Consider the following 1010-nt stretch of genomic DNA (forward strand, 5'->3'; position numbering starts at 1 on the left):
CGCAGCCAGCGGCACAGCGACAGGCCGTCTTCGCCCGGCAGCATCAGGTCGAGCACCACCACGTCGAAGGTCTCGGCTTGCATGGCCTGGCGCATGGCCGCGCCATCGGTCACGCCGCTGGCGAGGATATTGAAGCGCGCCAGGTAATCGATCAGCAGTTCGCGGATCGGCACGTCGTCGTCGACAATCAGTGCGCGGGTATTCCAGCGTTTGTCTTCACCGACAAGCGAGGCTTTTTGATCGTCATTCAGCACAGGAGTCAGGGTTTGCATGGTGCGATCATCTACCTGGTTGGCCGCCGGGCCGAAGCTCGGCGGCGAGGTTGTTGCGTTCAGCATAGGCGCCCAGCCCCGGGGCTGGAAGTTCTGTACGATGGTTCACGTGTGCGAGGCTAATCTTCGGGGGTATTGCAGGCATGTCGGGAATGTATCTGTTTCGACACAATTGCCCGGGAGCCCGCAATCTGGCGGCTAAATCGCGAATTACCGATCATCGGATCCCGCAAACCCGCTGCTTGCGCTACAATCCGCGCCGATTTCGACTTGCCTGAGAGCCCATTCCAATGTCCGCCTGCCAGACTCCTATCATCGTCGCCCTGGATTACCCCACTCGTGACGCCGCACTGAAGCTGGCTGACCAGTTGGACCCCAAGCTTTGCCGGGTCAAGGTTGGCAAGGAACTGTTCACCAGTTGTGCCGCCGAAATTGTCGGCACCTTGCGTGACAAAGGGTTCGAGGTGTTCCTCGACCTGAAATTCCACGATATCCCCAACACCACCGCGATGGCGGTCAAGGCCGCCGCCGAAATGGGCGTGTGGATGGTCAACGTGCACTGCTCCGGCGGCTTGCGCATGATGGCTGCGTGCCGTGAAGTGCTCGATCAGCGCAGCGGCCCCAAGCCACTGCTGATTGGCGTGACCGTGCTGACCAGCATGGAGCGTGAAGACCTGGCCGGCATCGGCCTGGACATCGAGCCACAGGAACAAGTGCTGCGCCTCGCGGCCCTGGCGC

Annotated in this window: 2 protein-coding genes; one reads left to right on the forward strand and one right to left on the reverse strand. The window is 61.5% G+C overall.

Features of this window, described 5'->3' with window-relative positions:
• A partial coding sequence (locus HX846_RS24815; RefSeq protein ID WP_178966287.1) for a response regulator occupies positions 1 to 272 on the reverse strand: 272 nt, incomplete at its 3' end.
• A 290-nt stretch (positions 273 to 562) separates the two neighbouring features.
• On the opposite strand from HX846_RS24815, the gene pyrF reads away from it, so the two are divergent.
• A partial coding sequence (gene pyrF / locus HX846_RS24820; protein WP_178966286.1) for an orotidine-5'-phosphate decarboxylase occupies positions 563 to 1010 on the forward strand: 448 nt, incomplete at its 3' end.

This window comes from Pseudomonas sp. K5002 (assembly GCF_013386655.1).
Lineage (GTDB): Bacteria > Pseudomonadota > Gammaproteobacteria > Pseudomonadales > Pseudomonadaceae > Aquipseudomonas.